The organism is Streptomyces coeruleofuscus (assembly GCF_039532725.1).
Taxonomy (GTDB): Bacteria; Actinomycetota; Actinomycetes; order Streptomycetales; family Streptomycetaceae; genus Streptomyces; species Streptomyces coeruleofuscus.
Window position 1 is genome coordinate 564,310 of the sequence record NZ_BAAASE010000006.1, and the last position, 19,044, is coordinate 583,353.

At 70.2% G+C, this 19,044-nt stretch carries 19 protein-coding genes and 1 rRNA gene; 13 read left to right on the forward strand and 7 right to left on the reverse strand.

Annotation, left to right across the window (positions count from 1 at the left end; all coding sequences use genetic code 11):
• Positions 1-2 precede the first annotated feature (2 nt).
• Positions 3-623, reverse strand: a complete 621-nt coding sequence (locus ABFX81_RS26185) for a DUF47 domain-containing protein (RefSeq protein ID WP_059418711.1) — start codon at positions 621-623, stop codon at positions 3-5.
• Between the two features lie 203 nt (positions 624-826).
• On the opposite strand from ABFX81_RS26185, the gene ABFX81_RS26190 reads away from it, so the two are divergent.
• Positions 827-1,195: a metal-sensitive transcriptional regulator gene (locus ABFX81_RS26190; RefSeq protein WP_150481734.1), complete on the forward strand. Its 369-nt coding sequence runs from the start codon at positions 827-829 to the stop codon at positions 1,193-1,195.
• Positions 1,196-1,202: 7 nt separating this feature from the next.
• Here the strand turns inward: ABFX81_RS26190 and ABFX81_RS26195 are convergent, their stop codons facing one another.
• Entirely contained in the window at positions 1,203-1,370 is a 168-nt protein-coding gene (locus tag ABFX81_RS26195; RefSeq protein ID WP_346138758.1) for a hypothetical protein, read from the reverse strand.
• A gap of 91 nt (positions 1,371-1,461) precedes the next feature.
• Entirely contained in the window at positions 1,462-2,313 is an 852-nt protein-coding gene (locus ABFX81_RS26200; RefSeq protein WP_346138744.1) for an SCO4651 family lipoprotein, read from the reverse strand.
• Positions 2,314-2,707: 394 nt separating this feature from the next.
• Here ABFX81_RS26200 and ABFX81_RS26210 point away from each other — a divergent pair, with 394 nt between their 5' ends.
• Entirely contained in the window at positions 2,708-4,255 is a 1,548-nt protein-coding gene (locus ABFX81_RS26210; RefSeq protein ID WP_086855279.1) for an FAD-binding protein, read from the forward strand.
• Between the two features lie 201 nt (positions 4,256-4,456).
• Here the strand turns inward: ABFX81_RS26210 and ABFX81_RS26215 are convergent, their stop codons facing one another.
• A complete protein-coding gene (locus ABFX81_RS26215; protein WP_346138745.1) occupies positions 4,457-5,176 on the reverse strand; it encodes a phosphatase PAP2 family protein in 720 nt (239 codons plus the stop codon).
• Positions 5,177-5,421: 245 nt separating this feature from the next.
• The gene (locus ABFX81_RS26220) at positions 5,422-6,423 is read right to left on the reverse strand and encodes an NlpC/P60 family protein (RefSeq protein ID WP_086852117.1); all 1,002 of its coding nucleotides are present in this window, start codon (positions 6,421-6,423) and stop codon (positions 5,422-5,424) included.
• An 897-nt stretch (positions 6,424-7,320) separates the two neighbouring features.
• On the opposite strand from ABFX81_RS26220, the gene ABFX81_RS26230 reads away from it, so the two are divergent.
• The 7 genes from ABFX81_RS26230 to ABFX81_RS26260 all read left to right on the forward strand — a co-directional run bounded on the left by ABFX81_RS26230 (position 7,321) and on the right by ABFX81_RS26260 (position 14,563).
• Positions 7,321-7,629 carry a hypothetical protein gene (locus ABFX81_RS26230; RefSeq protein ID WP_003991275.1) on the forward strand — a complete coding sequence of 103 codons (309 nt, stop codon included), beginning with the start codon at positions 7,321-7,323 and terminating at the stop codon, positions 7,627-7,629.
• Between the two features lie 91 nt (positions 7,630-7,720).
• The gene (locus tag ABFX81_RS26235) at positions 7,721-7,843 is read left to right on the forward strand and encodes a hypothetical protein (RefSeq protein WP_268250144.1); all 123 of its coding nucleotides are present in this window, start codon (positions 7,721-7,723) and stop codon (positions 7,841-7,843) included.
• Positions 7,840-8,667 carry a DUF8175 domain-containg protein gene (locus tag ABFX81_RS26240; RefSeq protein WP_086855687.1) on the forward strand — a complete coding sequence of 276 codons (828 nt, stop codon included), beginning with the start codon at positions 7,840-7,842 and terminating at the stop codon, positions 8,665-8,667. The genes ABFX81_RS26235 and ABFX81_RS26240 overlap by 4 nt, the downstream gene beginning before the upstream one ends.
• Complete coding sequence (locus ABFX81_RS26245) at positions 8,657-9,988, forward strand: hypothetical protein (RefSeq protein ID WP_346138746.1); 1,332 nt, start codon at positions 8,657-8,659, stop codon at positions 9,986-9,988. The genes ABFX81_RS26240 and ABFX81_RS26245 overlap by 11 nt, the downstream gene beginning before the upstream one ends.
• Positions 9,985-11,541 carry an SCO6880 family protein gene (locus ABFX81_RS26250; RefSeq protein WP_086847927.1) on the forward strand — a complete coding sequence of 519 codons (1,557 nt, stop codon included), beginning with the start codon at positions 9,985-9,987 and terminating at the stop codon, positions 11,539-11,541. Before ABFX81_RS26245 ends, ABFX81_RS26250 begins: the two co-directional genes overlap by 4 nt.
• 5 nt (positions 11,542-11,546) lie before the next feature.
• Positions 11,547-12,959, forward strand: a complete 1,413-nt coding sequence (locus ABFX81_RS26255; RefSeq protein ID WP_086847929.1) for an ATP-binding protein — start codon at positions 11,547-11,549, stop codon at positions 12,957-12,959.
• Positions 12,960-12,970: 11 nt separating this feature from the next.
• Positions 12,971-14,563, forward strand: coding sequence for a TraM recognition domain-containing protein (locus ABFX81_RS26260; protein WP_346138747.1), 1,593 nt, complete (start codon positions 12,971-12,973; stop codon positions 14,561-14,563).
• Here ABFX81_RS26260 and ABFX81_RS26265 read toward each other — a convergent pair.
• Entirely contained in the window at positions 14,552-15,115 is a 564-nt protein-coding gene (locus tag ABFX81_RS26265; RefSeq protein WP_086854555.1) for a GNAT family N-acetyltransferase, read from the reverse strand. The two genes, ABFX81_RS26260 and ABFX81_RS26265, sit on opposite strands and share 12 nt — an antisense overlap.
• 94 nt (positions 15,116-15,209) lie before the next feature.
• Between ABFX81_RS26265 and ABFX81_RS26270 the strand changes: the two genes are divergently transcribed.
• Genes ABFX81_RS26270 through ABFX81_RS26285 form a run of 4 tightly spaced genes read left to right on the forward strand, consistent with a single transcriptional unit; the run spans position 15,210 to position 18,846 of the window.
• Entirely contained in the window at positions 15,210-16,130 is a 921-nt protein-coding gene (locus ABFX81_RS26270; protein ID WP_086854554.1) for an ATP-binding cassette domain-containing protein, read from the forward strand.
• Entirely contained in the window at positions 16,127-16,906 is a 780-nt protein-coding gene (locus ABFX81_RS26275) for an ABC transporter permease (RefSeq protein WP_086854553.1), read from the forward strand. Before ABFX81_RS26270 ends, ABFX81_RS26275 begins: the two co-directional genes overlap by 4 nt.
• 24 nt (positions 16,907-16,930) lie before the next feature.
• On the forward strand, positions 16,931-18,178 hold the full coding sequence (locus ABFX81_RS26280) for a histidine kinase (protein WP_086854552.1): 1,248 nt from the start codon (positions 16,931-16,933) through the stop codon (positions 18,176-18,178).
• A complete protein-coding gene (locus ABFX81_RS26285) occupies positions 18,175-18,846 on the forward strand; it encodes a response regulator (RefSeq protein ID WP_086854551.1) in 672 nt (223 codons plus the stop codon). The genes ABFX81_RS26280 and ABFX81_RS26285 overlap by 4 nt, the downstream gene beginning before the upstream one ends.
• Positions 18,847-18,919: 73 nt before the next feature.
• Here the strand turns inward: ABFX81_RS26285 and rrf are convergent.
• Positions 18,920-19,036 (reverse strand): 5S ribosomal RNA (gene rrf / locus ABFX81_RS26290).
• Positions 19,037-19,044 lie beyond the last annotated feature (8 nt).

The following is a 19,044-nucleotide window of genomic DNA, read 5'->3' on the forward strand; positions in this document are numbered from 1 at the left end:
GGTCAGGACTCCTTGACGGCGATGGTCTCCACCGTGTTCGCCACGTGCTCGAACGCGTCCGCCGCTTCCTCCAGCACGTCCACGATCTGCTTCAGCTTGAGGACCTCCATGGCGTCGTACTTGCCGTTGAAGAGGTGCGCGAGCAGCTTGCGGTGGATCTGGTCGGCCTGGTTCTCCAGCCGGTTGACCTCGATCCAGTACTCGGTGAGGTTCTCCATCGTCCGCAGGTGCGGCATCGCCTCGGCCGTCAGTTCGGCCGCGCGCGCCAGCACCTCGATCTGCTGGTCGACGCCCTTGGGCAGTTCCTCGACGTTGTAGAGGACGACCAGGTCGACGGCCTCCTCCATGAAGTCCATGATGTCGTCGAGGGACGAGGCGAGGGAGTAGATGTCCTCGCGGTCGAACGGCGTGATGAACGAGGAGTTCAACTGGTGGAAGATCGCGTGCGTGGCGTCGTCACCTGCGTGTTCCGCTGCCCGCATACGCTCTGCGATCTCGGCTCGGGCGGAAGCGTCCGCCCCGAGCAGTTCCATGAGGAGTTTCGAGCCCGTGACGATGTTGTCCGCGGACGCGGCGAACATGTCGTAGAAGCTCGTCTCCCTGGGGGTCAGACGAAAGCGCACGTGGGGTCCTCGGCTTGCTTGGGTTTCGGTCAGGCTGATGCTAGGCGCATCATCCGGCCACGGCTATCGGGCCGCCCACCAGTGTCGCCCATCAGGCACAGTGATGAGCACGGGGGCGGTCCAAGGGCCGTATACCCAGCAAAGTTCGATACCATATACCCAGTAGGGGTATCTGTCGGCTCACAGCCCACCAGGAGGACGCGATGACGGACGTGACCGACGTTACGAATGCCGGGGATGTCACGGATGTCACCGCCGGAGCGGATGTCGTGACCGACCACGACCGGGGCGTGCACGGGTACCACAAGCAGAAGGACGAGCACCTCAAGCGCCTGCGCCGCATCGAGGGCCAGATCCGCGGCCTCCAGCGGATGGTCGACGAGGACGTCTACTGCATCGACATACTCACCCAGGTCTCCGCCTCCACCAAGGCCCTTCAGTCCTTCGCCCTGCAACTGCTGGAGGAGCACCTGCGCCACTGCGTGGCCGACGCCGCCGGCAAGGGTGGTGACGAGATCGACGCGAAGGTGAAGGAGGCGACCCAGGCGATCGCCCGCATGCTGCGGACGTGAGCCGGGCTCAGTCCGCGGCGCTCCGCTCCTCGGCCACTCTCAGCACCTCGTCGATGCTCTCCAGGCTGAGCCGGTCCTCGTCGGCGGCCGAGGCCGCGATGATCAGCTCTCCGCACAGCTCGATCTCGGCGAGGGCCACGTGGTCCTGAACTGCCGTACCGCCGACCGGAGCCACGTGCATCACCTCGTCTCTGCTGTTACCGACTTCCTAGAGTAGGGAGCGGCATACACACCGCGCATGGCACGGACGGGCTAGTTCACGCCGGTCACTCCTCGGCGATCTTGCCCGCGTAGATGTCGTCGGCGTCCGGCAGCCGTACGCGCGCCGAGGCCCCGAAATCGTAGAGCAACGTGACCGAGGCGACGGCCACGGGGCTCTTCTGCTGCCCGCCCACGAAGCTGAACCGGTGCCGGACCTTACGGATCCGCCCCTCGTCGTCGAGGTAGACGTCGAACGGCACTTCGGCCGTGGCGAACCCTTTCGCCGCCGCCTTCAGGGCCTCCTTGTTGCCCTCGGAGGCCTTCTTAGCGGCAGCTCCGAGATCCGCCGTCCCCCGGTAGTGCCGCACGCCGGTGCCCGCGACCTCGGTCCTGCCCACGAACTTCGCCGACCGCGTCCCGCGCAGCACCTCGGCCGCCGCGAACGGATCGGTGGCCCCGCCGGTGACGAGGTTCCCGTCGGACAGGGTCCGGATGTCCACCCGCACCCACTTGTCCGGGGGCACACCGGCGCCCCGGTTCTTCATGAAGAGCGCTCCCGGCGCGAGCAGTTCGGTGATGGGCCGGCGCTCGGTGGCCCCCGCGGGATCCTGCGGCAGCAGCACCCTGAGCTGCCCCATCCGCTTCCGGTAGTCGTAGACCCCCGCGCCCCGGATGGTCACCCGGGTCCCGCCGGTGGCCATCTCCATCGACGTACGGGCCTTCGAACTCCCCGCCTCCACCAGCCGGTCCGCGGCCCGGTGCAGCTCGACGACCGCGTCCCCGCCGGGAGCGTCCCCGGCCACCGCGTCACCGCCCGCGCACCCGCCGGCTCCCAGCCCCACCCCGGCCATGACCCCGGCCGCGACGACCGCCGCACCCGTCCGCCTGCGCCGCCGTTCCCGCTGCCGCCCAGTCATCGCCTGCCTACCCCCAGCCGGTACGTCCGTCACGGGCCCCCTTGTTGTTCCGGTTAACGACCGGTATGTTCCCCCGTCACGCGAGCCCGCCCCAGCCGGCATACGAAGCCTTTACCCGCGCTGGGTAACGTGGTCGTCGTGGCGCAGCAGGACGGGCTGGAGGCTCCCCCCAACCTCCCCGAACACCGCACGACGACAAAGGAGAAGGGCCACTTCTGCATGGCCCACTGCACCTGCGGCTGGCGCGGCCCGGCCAGAAGAGCGAGAAGCCAGGCGCGCACGGACGCGGAAAGACACGTGACCGGCTGACGCGGTAGTGCTGCGTCGGCGCTGTCCCCATGGAACCCTCGCCCCCACCACCCCGTCTCCCACGACGGAACCACCGGGAGGCCCCATGGAACGGCGCACATTCCTCGCAGTCGGCACGGCGGGCATCGCCGCGACCGCGACCCCCCTCACCACCGCCTGCACGCATTCGGACACCCGCTCCAGGGCCACGACCACCACGCACGCCACCACCACGAGAACCGTCACCGCCGCCAACTGGTCCGCCCTCGCCCGCGACCTCGACGGCCCCCTCATCCGCCCGGGCGACACCGCCTGGGCGACGGCCCGGCAGCTCTACAACACCCGTTTCGACGCCCTCAAGCCCGCCGCGGTCGCGTACGTGTCCCACCCGGACGACATCCGCACCGTCCTGGCCTACGCCCGCGCCCACGCCCTGCGCGTGGCGATCCGCAACGGCGGCCACTCCTACGCCGGCTGGTCCTCCGGTGACGGCCGCCTGATCATCGACGTCTCGAAACTCAACCGCGTCCGGGCCTCCGGCGACACCGCGGTGATCGGCGCCGGCGCCAAACTCATCGACGTCTACCGCGCCCTGGCCGCGAAGGGCGTCACGATCCCCGCCGGCTCCTGCCCCACCGTCGGCATCTCCGGCCTCACCCTCGGCGGCGGACACGGCGTGGTCTCCCGTGCCTACGGCCTGACCTGCGACAGCCTCACCCAGGCCACCCTGATCACCGCGGACGGCAAGCAGCTCGTCGCGGACGCCCGCGAGCACAAGGATCTCTTCTGGGCCCTGCGCGGCGCCGGCAACGGCAACTTCGGCGTGGTGACGGAACTGCGCTTCAAGACCCACCCGGCCCCGCAGGGCGTCTCGGCGTACATGTCCTGGCCCTGGTCGAAAGCGGCCGCGGTGGTGAAGGCCTGGCAGGAGTGGGGCCCGACCCAGCCGGACGAGATCTGGTCGTCCCTCCACCTGGCGAGCGCCGCCGGCGGCAACCCGACCATCTCCGTCGCGGCCTTCTCCCTCGGCACCTACGGCGAACTCCAGAACGCCGTGGACCGCCTGGCCGACCGCGTCGGCGCCCCGGCGAGCAGCGTCTCCCTGCGGCGCCGCTCGTACGAGGAGTCGATGGAGGTCTACGCCGGCTGCTCCTCGTTCCCGACGGACGCCCAGTGCCATCTGCCCGGCTCCACTCCGGGCCGTTCCCCGAAGGGCGCGCTGGGCCGCGAGACGTACGCCGCGGCGTCGGACTTCTTCGACCGCTCCCTGTCCGCGGCCGGTATCCGCACGCTGCTGTCCCAGATCGGGTCGGTACGCGGCGGCACGGGCAGCATCGCGCTCACCGCCCTGGGCGGAGCGGTGAACCGCGTCTCCCCGACCTCCACGGCCTTCGTCCACCGCCGTTCCCGCATGCTGGCCCAGTACATCGCCTCCTGGCGCCCGGGCACGACGGGCTCCACGGCCCGCTCCTGGCTCACCTCGGCCCACAAGTCCATGCGCCCCCACGCCTCAGGCGCGGCCTACCAGAACTACACGGACCCGACCCTGACCGACTGGCGCAAGGCGTACTACGGCGACGCGGCAACCCGCCTGACAAAACTGAAGAAGCAGTACGACCCGAACCGCTTCTTCACTTATCCCCAGGCGCTATGAGACGGCCCAGAAACGGCCACCCGCCCGCTGAGCCGCGTCCGCCCGCTCGCTGAGCTGCGGCGGGCTGAGCTGCGGGCAGTCGTGCCTCCCCCAGTGCCTTAAGGGCCTGGGAGGTACCCCAGGGCGGCGCCCGTCCCAAAGAAGCGGCACCCCGCTACGCCGGGCTGCGCACCCACCCCGCCCCAGCAAAAACGCCGAGAACTAGGCAGCAAGGTCCCGCTCGGACGCCCCGGCCCCGGCCCGCTCACTCCGAGCCCCGGGCACCACCGAATCCGCCCCGCCGCCACCGACCCCGCGCCCACGCCCCCGCACCAGCCACCCCGCCCGAGGCGACCGCTCGATCGCCCGGACAACCGGCGTCAACAGCGCCATCGCCACCGGCGACAACAGCAGCGCCACAGCCGTCCCCAGCGCGAACCCGCCGACGACATCGGTCGGGTAGTGCACTCCCATGTAGACGCGAATGAACCCGCCGAACACGGCCAGCACCAACGCGACCAGCCCGAACCTCCGGTTGGCGACGAACAGCCCGACCGCCATCGCCATGACGATCGTCGCGTGGTCGCTCACGAACGAGTAGTCGGTCTTGCCGCTGACGAGCACCTCGAGCCCCTGGTGGTCCAGGAACGGCCGGGGCCGTTCCACGAAACCCCGTATCGGGACGTTGACCAGCACGGCGATCCCCGCCGCGAGCGGCGCCCAGACCAGCGCCGCGACGGAGGACGCCGCGTCCTCCTCACCCCAACGCCGCACGGACCACCAGCACCAGAGCACGAGCAGGACGATGGCGAGCAACAACCCGTACTCGCCCACGAACTCCATGACCCGGTCGAACCACGGCGGCGCGTCCTTGGCCAGGCCATTGATGTCATAAAGCAGGTCGACGTCGGGGTTCGACCCGGATTCGGCGAGTCCAGCCATGATGCTGCGGCCCCTTCATCGTCTCTCCCGGCGCACCTGTGTGTGCGCCGCTCCTGCCACCCCCGTGGTTGTAGATCCGCTTCCGCTGCACGCGTGCGTGACACGTGCCGACTCACGTCCGCTCGGCTACGTCACCAGGAACGCATGGTCCCCGCTGATACGTTCCACACTCCACCGAATGATCACCCAGACGTTATCGAAGAGAGACACGTCTTCGCAGCTCAGGGGGTGGGTTCACACTCGGCTCACACAGTCGTGGGCAGTGCTTTCGCGCCATCTTCGGTCACCCGGGTGGCCCCGAAGTAGTCGGGGGTGTCGATCGGGTCGAACCGGATCACCGCACCCGTTCGCGGCGCGTCGATCATGTACCCACCTCCGACATAAATGCCGACATGCCGGATGGCACGCGAATTGGTGAGGTCGTCCGAGAAGAACACGAGGTCGCCCGGGAGCAGTTCGTCCCGCGCGGGGTGCGGCCCGGCGTTGTACTGGTCGTTGGCGACGCGCGGCAGCTTGATGCCCACCGTCTCGTAGGCGGCCTGGGTCAGTCCCGAGCAGTCGAACCGTCCGCCCTGCTCAGCGGTGCCGGTGCCGCCCCACAGGTAGGGCGTGCCGAGCTTCTTCTGCGCGTACTCGATGGCACCGGCGGCCTGCTCGGAGGGGTCGACCCGCCCGACGGGTGCCGCGAAGCTCTCGGAGAGCGACGTGATCCTCTTCACGTAGTTCCGGGTCTCGCTGTACGGCGGCACGCCCCCGTACTTGATCACCGCGTACGCCCCCGCGTTGTACGCGGCCAGCATGTTTTCGGTCGGATTCCCGCCAACCTTCTTCACGTACGAGGCGAGTTCGCAGTCGTACGACGCGGCAGAGGGAATCGCGTCCTTCGGGTCCCATACGTCCCGGTCCCCGTCCCCGTCGCCGTCGATGCCGTGCGTGGCCCACGTACCGGGAATGAACTGCGCTATCCCCTGGGCGGCGGCGTGGCTCTGGGCCCTCGGGTTGAAGCCGCTCTCCTGGTAGAGCTGGGCGGCGAGCAGGGCCGGACTGATGGCGGGGCAGAGGTTGCCCCACTTCTGCACGAGGTCGGAGTACGCGGCAGGCACCGCTCCCTTGGCGAGGGCTTTCGCCCCACCGCCGACCCCGTTGGCCAGGTTCCCGGCGACGATGTAGACCCCGACGACGAGCAGCATCACGAAGGCCAGGGCGGAGCTGATCGCAACACTCGCCACGATCCATGCCTTACGCACCGTCAACCGCCCCTCGCCGGCCAGGAGTCCGTCGCGTGGTCAGTGTAGAGGCGGCCGCCGTTCGCCGGAATGATCACGGGAAGGAGAGTCGGGGCGGACAGGGGAACACCCAAGAGCACGGGGCGGCGCGGGCCGGCACGGGTCGGCACGCCGGGGAGCACCCGGCGCACGGTCCCGTCACGGGTCACCCGCCGCCTCCCGGTAACGCCACCCCACCTCCGCACCGAGCACCACGCTGTCGGCTTGTCGGTACAGCTGACGGGCGTCTCGCGGGAGTCGGGATATCCGGTGAGGGTCACGGCCGTCGCCCCCGTCGCCGTACCGGTGGCGAACCGGTACCCACCGACGGCGTCCTCGACCTCCGAGAGGACGCGCTTCATCGGCGCCACTGTGTCGGATGTAGGTGAGAGAAACGTCAGACTCCCGAACGGGGTCGGCGCCTTCACCGGCTGCCCCCTCCCACCCGTGACAGACCGTCACTGAAGGAACGCCGGACGAACGAGCCGGGCAACCCAGCCGTGGCCCGTTCGCCGCGCCAGGTAGCCTTCACCCGGAGAACACCGGGTCGACCGCTCACCCGACCGACCGTCAGAAACGGTCCGAAAAGGTGACGCAGGTCGTAGAGGGCACAACGACGGAACCACACGACAGGTTTCGCTCAGGCCTCATTGCCCGGCGTGACCTGCCGTGATACACAGAGTGACCATACGATCCTTTGTACACCGTCCGGCGCCTCCCTTAGGGGTCGACGCGGAACGGTGGCAAGGTATTCGTACGAAACCCGCCAATCAATGACGCCAAGTCGACATCCGACAGCGTCATCGTCGGCGAGAATGAGGCCTGACCTCTGCACGACCGCAGAGGGTGCGGAACTACCCAACAGGGGCGGTGACTTACATGCTCTTTGCGGCCGATAAGGGAGACATCAACACCATCATCGGCGGGATCGCTCCGGATTGGGGCCCCTTCGGCAGCCTGGGCAACGAGGCCAAGGTGATGATCGAGGTCGTGATGGCGGTCGCCATCCTGCTCTGCCTCGGCATCGCCATCTGGGGCGCCGCCAAACAGCGCATCGGTGCCACCGCCCTGCGGGACACCTTCAGCGCGGAGCAGGGCAAGGGCCTCATCATCGCGGGCCTGACGGGCGTGTTCATCATCGGCTCACTCGGCACGCTCTTCACCATCGTCTACGGCATGGCCGTGTAGGCCGGGCCCCACCCGCCCCGGCCGGGCACGCCCGGCTCCCCCTCCATCCCACCCGCCCGTCGTGCCCACCGGCGAAGGTTGCGTTTCCCTGATGTCGAGTCACCACACCGCGCCCGCGCGGGAACCAGCACGGCTACCGTCGTACGAGGAGTACGAGCAGTACGACCGGTACGAGGTGTTTCCGCACGACGTCGAGGGGGCGTACGCGGCATGAGTCTCGGTGACGAGCACGAGGCCTCCGGCGGCTACGGCGGCACGGGCCAGACCCGCACCCGCCTGCCCGACACCGGAGCCGACCCTTACGGCACCCCCCGCCGCCGCTCGTCGTCCCGCAGCCTGGTCACGGTGGTCGGCGTAGTGGTCCTCCTCATCGCGGCAATCGCCTTCGCGAACCGGGGCGGTGACGACTCCTCCTCCTCGGACGACGCCGGCACCAAACCGGAAACAGCGGCCACGGCCCCCTCCGGCCAACGCCCCGTCAAGTCCAAGTCGGCCGCCGGCATCCCGTCGGGCTTCGCCCAGGACCAGGAAGGGGTGGAGAGCGCGGCGGCGAACTACGCGGTGGTGCTCGTCTCGGCCGACATCCTCAAGCCCGCGCGGCGCCCCGAGATCGTCCGTCAGGTGTTCGACGCCGGGAGGGTCTCCGAGCTGGAGAGAAATCTCGACCAGGTGTACGACAAGGCGTTCCTGGACAAGGTCGGCCTGGACCAGAACGGCAACGCACCGAAGGGCAGCACCTACGTCTCCCGCACCATGCCGGTCGGCACCAAGGTCACCGAGTTCGGCGGCAGCACCGCCACCGTCGAGGTCTGGTGCACGGGCGTCTACGGGATGACGGGGGAGAGCTCGGAGAACCCGGTCACCAGCGACTGGTTCACCATGACCCTCCAGTTGCGCTGGACCGACGGCGACTGGAAGGTCGACAGCTTCTCCCAGAAGGAAGGCCCCGCGCCGGTCAACGGCGACAACAGGGTGTCGACGTCGGACGACATCTCCAAGGCCGTCGAGGAGTTCGGAGGGTTCACGTATGCCCGGTAGCCCGCGCCGCGCAGCCAAGCTCGCCGCGACCCTCACAGCCGTGCAGACCGCCGTCGTCCTGCTCGCCGGCCGAGCGGTCGCCGCCCCCACGCCGTCGCCCACACCCAGCAACGACAACTGCTCCCTGCTCTCCGGCAGGGCCCGGGAAATCTGCGAAGGCGACACCGGCAGCGGCGGCGGCTCCGGCGGCGGCACCTCCCGCCTGAACCCCACCTCCACCCTCGACCCCCTCTCCTCCCTCGCCAAGGGCTGTGCCGACGCCGCCTCCTGGACCGTCGAAAAGCTCAGCGAGGCCGTGAAGGACACGGCGAACGTCGACTTCACCAACCCCAAGTTCCTCCAGCAGTACGCCGTCGTCTTCGCCGCGTCGACGATCCTCACGCTCCTGCTCTGGCTCCTGGCCGTCGCCAAGCGGGCGGTGCGCGGCGTCCCCGTCACCACCGCCATCTCAGAAGCCATCGGCTTCCTCTGGCTGACCGTGCTGGCCTCCGCCTTCACCCCGCTGATCCTCTACACGGTCGTATCGGCCACCGACGGCATCACCGAGGTCCTCGCCAAAGCCACCGGCGACCAGACCGACGCCTTCTTCGGCACGTTCTCCGAGGCCCTCAAGAAGGGCGAGGACATCGGCGGCGGCCCGATCATGCTGATCGTCGTCTCCCTGGTCAGCATCCTCGCCGCCGGCGTGCTGTGGCTGGAGCTCGTCATCCGCGCCGCCCTCCTCTACGTCGGCGCCCTCCTCGGCACCGTCGTCTACGCCGGCCTCGTCGACAAGAACCTGTGGGGCCACGTCCGCCGCTGGGCCGGCATCATGATCGCCGTGATCCTGGTCAAGCCGGTGATCGTCATCGTGCTCGGCCTCGCCGGCGCGCTCTCCGCCGACGACGGCCCCGACGCCTTCTCCGCCGTCGTCTCCGGCCTCGCCATCATCCTGCTCGCCATCTTCGCCAGCGCGATGATCTACCGCTTCGTCCCCGGCTTCGGCGACGAGATCGCCGGCTCCCGCAACAACCGCCTCATGCAGGGCGCCGAGAGCAAGGCCGCCGCGGTCATCAGCTCCCCGGCCACCCTGGTCGCGCAGGGCATCAAGACCCACAGCTCCCGCGCCGACAACAACGGCGGAGGCAGCCAGTCCTCCGCCCCCCGCCCCAGCAACCCCGCCTCCGGCGGAGTCGCCGCGCACAGCTCGCGCACCTCGAACGGCGGCGGATCTGTCCCCTCCGCCGCACCCGCACCCCGTTCGAGCAGCCCCGTCAACACTCCCCACGCCAGCAGCACCCGCAACAGCAGTACCAATCGCACGGGAGGTGAAGGGCGTTGACAACCGAGTCCCACGTGTCCCATCCGGTCACGCCCCGCCGTACATATCTGATCGGCCGCGCCCGGCCGAACGCGATCATCGGCCGCAACCGCGAGACCGGTGAGATCGCCCTGATCGTCGTGGGCGCGTTCCTCGGCATGATGTGCGGGCTCCTCGTCCCCGTGCTGTCCCTGCGCATCGTGCTGCTCGCCGGATTCCCGATGCTGGCGCTGGCCGCCGTGTACATGCCGTACAAGCACCGCACGTTCTACAAGTGGTTCGAGATCAACCGCAGCTACAAGCAGACCCTGAAGCAGGGAGCCACCTACCGCTCCTCCGTCATCGAGGCCGGGACGCGGCTCGACGGGCGGGAGATCGAGGTCGGACCGCCCCCGGGCATCGGCCGGATCACCTGGCTCTCCGCCCCCTTCGGGCCCGACGAGATCGCCGTCCTGCTGCACGCCGACCGCAAGACCGTCACCGCCGCCATCGAGATCGAGGGCCCCGGCGTCGGCCTGCGCGACAGCGAGGACCAGGAGGCCCTCGTCGACCGGTTCGGCACACTGCTCAAGCACGTGGCCAACGGCGACGGCTTCGTCACCCGCCTCCAGATGCTCGCCCGCACCCTCCCCGCCGACCCGGACGCCCACGCCAAGGACGTCGCCGTGCGCGGGGACGACAAGGCACCGCCATGGCTCCAGCAGTCGTACGAACAGCTCCAGTCGATGGTGTCCACCAGCAGCGAGCAGCACCGCGCCTACCTCGTCGCCTGCATGCACTACACCCGCGACCTCGCCGCCGAGGCCAACGCCATGGCCCGGGCCGCCCGAGCCCACGGCGGCAAGGCCGACCGGGACGCCGGACTCGCCGTCGTCATGGCCCGCGAGCTCACCGACATCTGCTCGCGCCTCCAGGAGGCCGACATCCGCGTACGGCAGCCGCTCGGCCAGAGCAGACTGTCCTCGCTGATCCACTCCATGTACGACCCGGACCACCCGATCGACCACATCCAGGCGATGACGAAGCGCAACGCCTGGCCGGCCGAGCTGGACGCCATGGAACCCACCTACCTCCAGGCCAAGACCCGCGAGTCCAGCACCCGCGCCCCCTGGTGCCACGCCACGGCCTGGGTGAAGGAGTGGCCGATGACCCCCGTCGGCGTCAACTTCCTCGCCCCGCTGCTCGTCCACACCCCGGACGTGATCCGCACGGTCGCCGTCACCATGGACCTCGAACCCACCGAGGTCGCCATCGAGCGCATGCTGACGGAGAAGACCAACGACGAGGCCGAGGCGTCCCGCGCCGCCAAGATGAACCGCACCATCGACCCGCGCGACGTGGCCGCGAACTCCCGGCTCGACCAGCGCGGCGAGGACCTCGCCAGCGGCGCCGCCGGCGTCAACCTCGTCGGCTACATCACCGTCTCCTCCCGCTCTCCCGAGGCCCTCGCCCGCGACAAGCGGACGATAAGGGCCTCGGCGGGAAAGTCGTACCTGAAGCTGGAGTGGTGCGACCGCGAGCACCACCGCGCCTTCGTGAACACCCTTCCCTTCGCCACCGGCATTCGGAGGTAGGACCTATGCGGGACCCGCTGTCCGTCCTCACCGACGCCTTCACCTCCTTCCTCTTCGGGAAGGTCGAGACGACCCGGCTCCCGGTGCGCACGTCCACGGGCCAGGCCCAGGCGGTCTACCTGCCGACGGCCGCCCCGGGCCTCGGCGACTCCGGCGTCATCATCGGCCGCGAGGTGTACTCCGGAAAGGGGTACATCTACGACCCCTTCCAGCTCTACGGCCAGCAGCTCCCCGCCCCCCACTGGCTGGTCCTGGGCGAGTCCGGCAACGGCAAGTCGGCGCTGGAGAAGACGTACGTCCTGCGCCAGCTCCGCTTCCGCGACCGCCAGGTCGTCGTCCTGGACGCCCAGGGCGAGGACGGGGTGGGCGAATGGAACCTCGTCGCCCAGGAGCTGGGTATAACCCCCATCCGCCTGGACCCGATGGCGGCCCTGGACATGGGTATCCGCCTCAACCCGCTCGACCCGGCGATCACGACCACGGGCCAGCTCGCGCTGCTCCGGACGATCATCGAGGTCGCGATGGGCCACGGCCTCGACGAGCGCTCCGGCTTCGCCCTGAAGGTCGCGCACGCCTACGTCAACGCGACCATCGTCGATCGCCAGCCGGTCCTGTCCGACATCGTCGAGCAGCTGCGCCACCCCGAACCCGAGTCGGCCGAGGCGATGAACGTCGCCATAGACGACGTACGGGCCTGGGGCCTGGACGTGGCACTGGTCCTGGACCGTCTCGTCGACGGTGACCTGCGCGGCATGTTCGACGGCCCCACCACGGTCGGCATCGACCTGGACGCCCCGCTCATCGTCTTCGACCTGTCCCACATCGACCGCAACTCCATCGCCATGCCCATCCTCATGGCGATCGTCGGCGTGTGGCTGGAACACACCTGGATCCGCCCCGACCGGAAAAAGCGCATCTTCCTGGTCGAGGAGGCCTGGCACATCATCAACAGCCCCTTCGTCGCCCAGCTCTTCCAGCGCCTGCTGAAGTTCGGCCGCCGACTGGGCCTGTCCTTCGTCGCGGTCGTCCACCACCTGTCCGACGTGGTGGACGGCGCGGCGGCGAAGGAGGCCGCGGCGATCCTGAAGATGGCCTCGACCAGAACGATCTACGCCCAGAAGGCGGACGAGGCGAGGGCGACGGGCCGCGTCCTGGGCCTGCCCCGCTGGGCGGTGGAGATCATCCCGACCCTCACCCCCGGCATCGCCGTCTGGGACGTCAACGGCAACGTCCAGGTCGTCAAACACCTGGTCACGGAGACCGAACGCCCCCTGGTCTTCACCGACCGCGCGATGACCGAGTCCTCCGCCGACCTCGCGGAGGACGACGCCCTGCACGCCGCCGAACTCGAGGCGGAGGAACGGGCTGCGGCCTTCGTGGAACACCGCCTGGGCGACTCCGAATCGACGGTGGCGTAGGGGGAGGACGCGTGAGACCGGACGACCGCACCCAGCGGGACCACCAGGGGGGCATCCCCGACGGCCTGCTGGTCGGCATACTCGCGTTCATCCTCGGCATGACCCTGCTGGTGTGGACGGCCACCGGCCTCGCCGCCCTGTTCTCCCACGGCTCCTGGCCGTCCGGCGTCACCTTCACCCGCACGCCCCCGGCCATGCGCGGCCTCATCGCCCAGCCCCACGACATCCCCGGCGCCTGGCCCGACACACCCCCCGGCGAACTCTCCGGCTACGGCCTGTTCTGGGGCCTGTTCATCGGCCAGCTGATGATCCTGGTCGTCCTGACGGTGTTCGTGATGGGCACGCTGGCCCGGTGGCGGGCGGTCCGGGCGAGGCGCCGGGCGGAGCGGGCGGCCGCGGAGGACCGCGCGGCCTCCGCCGCAGGAGCCGTGTACGAGGCACCGACGCGGCACGAGGTGCCGGCGGCGGAGCAGCACAGCGCGCCGGCCCCGGCGCAGCGCGACGTACCCACACCGGCGCAACACGTGCCGCCGGCATCCACGCCGCACGACGTCCCCACCCCCCGCCGTGCGGTCCCCGAGCCCACACACGTCCTGGAGCCGACGGCGCCCCTCGCCCCGGCCCCGGCCGCCGCGCCCACAACCCCGGCCTCCCTGTTCGGCCGGGAACGGGTGGGCGGCTGGGAAAAGATCCTCGTGGCTCCGAGGGAGTCCCGCCAGACCACCGCCATCCAGGCGGTACGCGACGCGGAGGGCCCAGCCCTGGTCGTCACCTCGAACCCCGCCCTCTGGCAGGAGACGAAAGACGCCCGGGCCAAACTGGGCCCCACCCACCTCTACGACCCCACCCACCTCTGCGCCACCCCGGCCCGCCTCCACTGGTCCCCCACAGCCGGCTGCGAGGACAAGGCCACAGCCGCGGGAAGGGCGACCGCCCTCCTCACCCCCGTCCGCCCCACCGCCAAACTCGACCAAGCCCTCAGCGACACGGCCGAGACACTCCTGCGGAGCTACCTGCACGCCGCCGCCATCGACGGCCGCACCATCCGCCACGTCCACCGCTGGTCCCAGGGCACCCAGATCCAGGACGCCGTACGGATCCTCCGTACCAACCCCAAGGCCGCCCCGGGCTCCGCGGGCGAACTCGAAGGCGCCCTCACCGCCCACCCCGAACGCCGGGACATGGCCCAGCAGCTGACGACCCGTGCCCTGACGGCCCTCTCCACGGTCAACATCCGCGAGGCCTGCACGCCCAACCGAACTGATGCCCTCGCCCTGGATTCCTTCGTCCACGAAGGGGGCACGCTTTATGTGGTGGGTGAATCCATCGAGGACCCCAGGACGAACCCGGGCGCCATGCCCCTCCTGACGGCCCTCGTCTCCAGCGTGGTCGAGCGCGGCCGGCACATGGCCGAACGGTCATCCTCCGGTCGCCTCGACCCACCATTCACACTCGTCCTGGACGACGTCGCCGCCGTGGCCCCGCTCCCCCAGCTCCCGGAGCTGCTGGCCACCGGAGCGGACCGGGGCATGCCGACCCTGGCCCTGCTCCGGTCCCGCGAACAGGGCCGCGCCCGCTGGCCGCACGACGAACTACCGGTCTGAGAAGGGCACCCCCGCAGAGCTCCGCTCGAGCACGAACTCCAACTCCCGGGCGTCCCCCAGCGGCACGGTCACCCCACTCGGCAGGAACCCCGCCCGGCGATAGAACCGCTGCGCCCGCCCGTTCTCCTCGTGCACGATGAGCCGCACCCGCTCCAGCCCCCGCCCCCACGCCCACTCCAGAGCCGCGTCGAACAGCACTTCGGTCAGCCCGCTCCCGCGCTCCTCGGGCCGTACGAACACGCCGACGACATGCCCCTGCTTCCGCTCCACCGGAAACCCGGCCCAGTCCGTCGTCCCGGGCTCCTCCACGAGCACGGTCAGCGTCCCCACCCACTGCCCGTCCGGCCCCTCGGCAATGATCTGCTGCCTCGCGTCCGCCCCTTCGGCGGCACCGGCCGTCCGCTCCTGCCAGAAGGAGTCCGGCCTGGCCGCGGCTTCCTCGTACGTCTCCAGGAAGGCCAGGTGCGCCACCGGGTCCCGCAGCGCCGCGAGCCGCAGCTCCTTCGCCGCAGGCCACTCATCAGCACGGACGGACCGGATCACATAGCTCATGCCCGCAACGGTAGTACCCGGGTACGACACCCCTCACCCCGATTACCACCGCCGGTCCGACGCCCGCCGCCCCCGCCCGGACGAGCATCGAAGCATGCTGACGGCACACGAACTCACCAAACGCTACGGCGACCGGACGGTCGTCACGGACCTGTCCTTCACCGTCCGCCCCGGCACCGTCACCGGCTTCCTCGGCCCGAACGGCGCCGGCAAGTCCACGACCATGCGGATGATCCTCGGCCTCGACGCCCCCACCCGCGGCCACGCCACCGTGGGCGGACGCTCCTACGCCGCCCACCCCGCGCCCCTCACGGAGGTCGGCGCCCTGCTGGAGGCCCGCTCGGTCCACCCCGGCCGCACCGCCTACCACCACCTGCGTGCCCTCGCCCACACCCACGGCATCCCCCGGGCACGAGTCGAACAGGTCCTCGCCCTCACCGGCCTGACCGACGTCGCCCACCGCCGCGTCAAGGGCTTCTCCCTCGGCATGGGACAGCGCCTCGGCATCGCCGCCGCCCTCCTCGGCGACCCGGCCACACTCATCCTCGACGAGCCCGTCAACGGCCTCGATCCCGAGGGCGTGCTGTGGATCCGCAACCTCCTCAAGTCCCTCGCCGCCGAGGGCCGAACGGTCTTCGTCTCCTCACACCTGATGAGCGAGATGGCCCTCACCGCCGAGCACCTGGTCATCATCGGCCGCGGCCGCCTCCTCGCCGACACCACGGTCACCGACTTCGTCCGCGACTCCGGCGCGGGCACCGTCAAGGTCGTCACCCCGCAGGCCTCCGACCTCGTACCCCTCCTCACCGCACCCGGCGTCGACATCACCACCGACACCCCCGGCACCCTCCAGGTCCGCGGCAGGGACGCCCAGCACATCGGCCGCACGGCAGCCGCCCACGGCATCCCCCTCTACGAACTGACACCCGGCACCGCCTCCCTGGAGGAGGCCTTCATGGACCTCACCCGCGACGCGGTGGAGTACACGGCGACCCTCGAAGGAGCGGCAGCATGACCACGGCGACCCTCCCCTACCGCGTGACCCCGGCCCGCGTCCTGCGCTCCGAGTGGCACAAGCTCTGGACCCTGCGCTCCACCTGGATCACCCTCATCGCCACCAGCGCCCTCACCGCCGCCATGGGCGCGGGCCTGGCGGCCGCCTACGACGGCACCGGCGAAGGCGGCATGGACACGGTCGTCTTCGTCCTGCTCGGCACCCAGTTCGCCCAGATCAACCTCGGCGTGCTGGGCATCCTCGCCACGGCCGGCGAGTACTCCACGGGCCAGATCCGCGCCACGATGACCGCCGTCCCACGCCGCCTGCCGGTCCTCTGGTCCAAGGCAGCCGTCCTGGCCGCGATCGCCTTCCCCCTCACCCTGCTGACGAACCTCCTCACCTTCCCCCTCGCCCAGTCCTTCCTCGCCGGCACCGACCAGTCGGCATCCCTCGGCGACCCCGGCGTCCTGCGCGCCCTCGCCGGCAACGCGGCCGGCCTCACCCTCCTCGCCGTCCTCGCCCTCGGCATCGGCGCCCTGGTCCGCTCGGTCCCGATGGCCATCGGCGCCTTCATCGGCCTCATCATGATCGTCCCGGAGGTCCTGGCCATGCTCCCGTACGAGATCGTCGACGACGCCGTCCGCTACTTCCCCGGCAAGGCCCTGGAAACCCTCACCACCGCCCAGCCCCTGCCCGGCACGGCCTCCCCGGGCGCCGCCCTGCTCGCCATGATCCTGTGGACGACGGCGACCCTCGCACTGGCCGCGGCGGTCCTACGACGCCGAGACGTCTGACAAGCGGCATCGGAAACCCGCACGATGAACCCCGTGACGGAAGACCGGGCGCAGGAGCCCCTCACCGAGTACGCACACCGCCTCACCCACAGGCTGCGCGCCTTCGACCGACGCCACCCCCTGCTGTGGGACGCGCACATCACCGGCTTCTGGGTGACGGCGGCCCTGATCGACCACGTCAGCGGCGGTTGGCGCCACAACGCCCACAACCTCGACGTCCCCGGCTGGCTCCTCCTCATCCTGAGCCTCGGTCTCTCGATCCCCCTCCTCTGGCGACGCACCCACCCCCGGGCCGTCCTCGCCACCATGGCCCTCTTCGCCCTCGTCAACGCCTGGACCGGCGCGGCCCTCCAGGCAGCCCTGCTCCAGCTCGCCGTCGTCTACCACATAGCCCTGCGCCGACCCCTGCGCGACCTGTGGTGGGCGACGGCCCTGGTGATCGCCCCGGTCCTCGTATCGGTCGCCCGCCACGGGGAGGGCACCTGGGACCAGCAGATCGGCTCGCAGCTGATGTCCATCACCGTGGCCGTCCTCATCGGCGTCACGGTCCGAACCCGCCGCAACTACACCGAGGCCCTGGAGGACCGCGCCCGCCGCCTGGAGACCGAACGCGACCAGCAGGCGCGACTCGCCACCGCCGCGGAACGCGCCCGCATCGCCCGCGAGATGCACGACATCCTCGGCCACAACCTCTCCGTCATCACCGGCCTCGCCGACGGCGGCAGATACGCGGCCGCCAAGTCCCCGGAACGCGCCGCCCAGGCCCTCGACGCCATCGCCACCACGAGCCGCCAGGCCCTCACAGAACTCCGCCGCCTCCTGGATGTCATGCGGGAGGAGGAACAGCACGACCAGGCCGACCTGACCCCCCAGCCCGGCCTCACCGACCTCGACCAGCTCCTCGACGGCGTCCGCTCCGCAGGCCTCCCCGTCCGCACCACCACCCACGGCAGCCCCACCCTGCCTCCCGGCCGCCAGCTCACCGTCTACCGCGTCATCCAGGAAGCCCTCACCAACGCCCTCAAACACGCCGGCGCGGGCGCCACCGCGGAGATAGAGCTGTCCTACGAGGACAAGGGAGCCGTGACCGTGACGATCACCGACACAGGCGACGGCAGCCGAACCGACGGCCCGTCCAGAGACGGTCGTGGACTACCCGGAATGCGCGAGCGAACCGCCCTGTACGGCGGCACACTTGAGGCCGGCCCCCGCCCGCACTCCGAGCAGGGCTGGCGCGTCCGCCTACACCTCCCGGAGGAAACCCCGCAGTGACCACGGTCCTCATCGCCGACGACCAGCCCCTCCAGCGCTTCGGCTCCCGCATGCTCCTGGAGAGCCAGGACGACATGACGGTCGTGGGCGAGGCGGCGAACGGCAGTGAAGCGGTCCGCATGGCGGCAGAACTGCACCCCGACGTCATCCTCATGGACATCCGCATGCCCGGCCTGGACGGCATCGAGGCGACCCGCCGCATCACCGCCGCCGGCGACCGCACCCGCATCCTCATCGTCACCACCTTCGACCTGGACGAGTACGCCTACGCCGGCCTCCGCGCAGGCGCCTCCGGCTTCCTGGTCAAGGACGCCCAGCCCGAGGAACTCCTCTCCGGAATCCGCGCGGTGGCCACCGGCGACGCGGTCGTCGCACCCAGCCTGACCCGCCGCCTCCTCGACGCCTACGTCCACCACCTGCCGACCGACCCGACGACGGAAACCACACCTCACGAGGACCCACGCCTCGCTTCCCTCACCGACCGGGAACGGGAAATCCTCACGGTCATCGGCAAGGGCTGGACGAACACGGAGATAGCCACGCGCCTCCACCTGGCCGAGTCGACGGTGAAGACCCACGTGGGCCGCATCCTCGCGAAGACCGGTTCCCGCGACCGCATTCAGGCGGTGATCCTGGCGTACGACACGAAGCTGGTCCAGCCGTCGTGAAGGGCTCGCCTCGGCGGCCTTCGCGGAAACGCAAAAAGGCCCACACCATAAGGTGTGGGCCTTTTCAAAATTTGTTCGGCGGCGTCCTACTCTCCCACAGGGTCCCCCCTGCAGTACCATCGGCGCTGTAAGGCTTAGCTTCCGGGTTCGGAATGTAACCGGGCGTTTCCCCTACGCTATAACCACCGAAACACTATG

Coding starts and splice junctions, on each gene's coding strand:
- ABFX81_RS26190 (WP_150481734.1), top strand. CDS start 827: ATGACGGACGTGACCGACGTTACGAATGCCGGGGATGTCACGGATGTC.
- ABFX81_RS26200 (WP_346138744.1), bottom strand. CDS start 2,313: ATGACTGGGCGGCAGCGGGAACGGCGGCGCAGGCGGACGGGTGCGGCG.
- ABFX81_RS26210 (WP_086855279.1), top strand. CDS start 2,708: ATGGAACGGCGCACATTCCTCGCAGTCGGCACGGCGGGCATCGCCGCG.
- ABFX81_RS26215 (WP_346138745.1), bottom strand. CDS start 5,176: ATGGCTGGACTCGCCGAATCCGGGTCGAACCCCGACGTCGACCTGCTT.
- ABFX81_RS26230 (WP_003991275.1), top strand. CDS start 7,321: ATGCTCTTTGCGGCCGATAAGGGAGACATCAACACCATCATCGGCGGG.
- ABFX81_RS26235 (WP_268250144.1), top strand. CDS start 7,721: ATGTCGAGTCACCACACCGCGCCCGCGCGGGAACCAGCACGGCTACCG.
- ABFX81_RS26240 (WP_086855687.1), top strand. CDS start 7,840: ATGAGTCTCGGTGACGAGCACGAGGCCTCCGGCGGCTACGGCGGCACG.
- ABFX81_RS26245 (WP_346138746.1), top strand. CDS start 8,657: ATGCCCGGTAGCCCGCGCCGCGCAGCCAAGCTCGCCGCGACCCTCACA.
- ABFX81_RS26255 (WP_086847929.1), top strand. CDS start 11,547: ATGCGGGACCCGCTGTCCGTCCTCACCGACGCCTTCACCTCCTTCCTC.
- ABFX81_RS26265 (WP_086854555.1), bottom strand. CDS start 15,115: ATGAGCTATGTGATCCGGTCCGTCCGTGCTGATGAGTGGCCTGCGGCG.
- ABFX81_RS26270 (WP_086854554.1), top strand. CDS start 15,210: ATGCTGACGGCACACGAACTCACCAAACGCTACGGCGACCGGACGGTC.
- ABFX81_RS26275 (WP_086854553.1), top strand. CDS start 16,127: ATGACCACGGCGACCCTCCCCTACCGCGTGACCCCGGCCCGCGTCCTG.
- ABFX81_RS26280 (WP_086854552.1), top strand. CDS start 16,931: ATGAACCCCGTGACGGAAGACCGGGCGCAGGAGCCCCTCACCGAGTAC.